Source organism: Bacteroidia bacterium (assembly GCA_025056095.1).
Classification (GTDB): Bacteria; Bacteroidota; Bacteroidia; order JANWVE01; family JANWVE01; genus JANWVE01.
Map to the genome: position 1 here is coordinate 1 of JANWVW010000315.1, position 1,999 is coordinate 1,999.

The 1,999-nt window shown below is 36.5% G+C and carries 2 protein-coding genes; both read right to left on the minus strand.

The window, feature by feature from the left end; translation table 11 throughout:
* Nucleotides 1–206: 206 nt before the first annotated feature.
* Nucleotides 207–1,487 carry a hypothetical protein gene (locus NZ519_13745; protein ID MCS7029817.1) on the minus strand — a complete coding sequence of 427 codons (1,281 nt, stop codon included), beginning with the start codon at nt 1,485–1,487 and terminating at the stop codon, nt 207–209.
* Between the two features lie 2 nt (nt 1,488–1,489).
* Entirely contained in the window at nt 1,490–1,792 is a 303-nt protein-coding gene (locus tag NZ519_13750) for a hypothetical protein (protein ID MCS7029818.1), read from the minus strand.
* Between the last annotated feature and the right edge of the window lie 207 nt (nt 1,793–1,999).

The following is a 1,999-nucleotide window of genomic DNA, read 5'->3' on the forward strand; positions in this document are numbered from 1 at the left end:
AGCATGCCGTTAGGCAGTACGAAGCGTTAGCGAAGTACCGAAGCGAAGCGCAGTGCGGAATGCCCCGACCCTTGCGTAGCAAGGGGCACGCCCAAAAAATCAATTATTTCTCAAACTTGAGAAAAACTGAAAAATAAAAGTAGCTATTATTACCGTTGTAAAAATAAGATATCAGCAGGTCCCCTCAAAAATTTTGTTCGAGTGTTTTAAGCGTGCTGCAATTCGGCTTTAATAACTGCGCTTTTATCTCCTAAGGATCTGCAATTTATTTGAGTAGCCACAAATCTTTTTTCCGACTTAAAGGCTTTTTGATAAAACTCTTCGGTCAGAGTAGGCTTTGAAGTAATATCTGCATTATAGATTAAGTTCATAATGCCAGCTGTACCCCCTACGGCTAAGTAAGCAATAGGCACACGATAATTATAGTGTTTGCAAGCTAAATAGTGGTTACTTTCGTAGTCATTAAATATCTCTATGGTAAGAGATCGATAAGGCACAAGCTCCCTTATAATCCACGTTCCCCACCCCAAAGCATTTACACAAGCAATAATACCATGTACCCAGTCTTCTCTTGTTTTGAGCATAGGTTTAATAAGAGCTTCCCATTCCATTGAAGTCATGATACTGCCAAAAGTGTGAAAAGCACAAACATGCCCTGCTTCAATTAACAAATTTTTAACTAATTCTATGCCTTTGTTTCCAAGCTGGTTATACATTTCTTGAAGTAATCCATAAGAGATGTTACAATAATAGTTAGCGTAGTGCCGAGTGAGTAATACACCAAAAGCATCAATTAGTCCTGTTTCTGAATCACCCACAAGTACCATTTGAGTGAGTGCTTCTCTAATACCAATATAATCGACTGTGGTATTTTGCGGATTAGTGTATTCATAGGGTTCTCCCAGTATACCTTTTCCTGCGTAGTAGTTATATGCAGGCTGTGCAGGTTTTGATAACCTAATTACTTCAAAAGCTATAATATCATCTCCTTTGGATTTGCATTTTGTTTGAGTAACCTTATATGAAAACAAAGGTTGATTATAGATATACGAAAATAAAGCCGCAATAAATCCCTTAGCAAAATAAGAAACACCTTCCTTATCCATTGAGGGAATAGGATATTTCAAGGTATATCCTACGCTATAGTGTTCGTAGTCAGATACAATTTTTCCCCCCTCAATACTATTATCTTTCAAAGTTAGTTTTCCAAAGCCGAATAAAGAGAAACCCTCTAATAAAGTTGCCACGGATATTTTATTTTCACCAGGCGGTCCGAACAAGTTTACCCATTGATGATATACCACATATTCAGCAGATTGAGATAATAAAGTGTCCACATCAAATAATTCTCCTGCATCTTTGATGGTATTCTGTAAAAACAAATTATAATGATGACAGTGAAATATCATTGGTTCAAGACCTACCCAATAAGCATTGTAATGCTTGTCATAATGAGAGGTAAATGGAGAATTTGCTTTGCTTGTCATGCTCATAGCTCCTTTCTGATTTCTACTTTAACTTGATAAAGTTCAAAAATGGTAGTTTGAATTTTTTGAGATAGTTCTGCTGAAAGTTTTGTATTTGGTTCAAACTCGTCAAGAGTTTTTTGGTAGTTTTGAATACAATATCTAATCAAGCGTACCACGATTCTATTCCATGCTAATGGAGGAAGCTGCGCATCTACCCAACTTTTTATATCCTTTATTGTGTTGGTAACTACAGGTTGATGGGATGCTTGGGCAGGTCTTTTTCTATAAAAAAACTGTTCTAGTACTTTACCGAGAAGTGTCATAGTTGGTTAAGTAAAATAATTACAAAATTAAGAACAATTTTTACACAAAGCAATATTCATTCAGCATAATTGTACTATTTAGTATTAGGTTTTGAGAAATAAAATAGGAAGCAAAAATTCAAAGTTTAATATATTTTTTGGGCGTGCCCTTGTGGGCATTTCGCTTGCGCTCATGCCCACAAGGTCGGCGTGCTACGGGCTACGCTA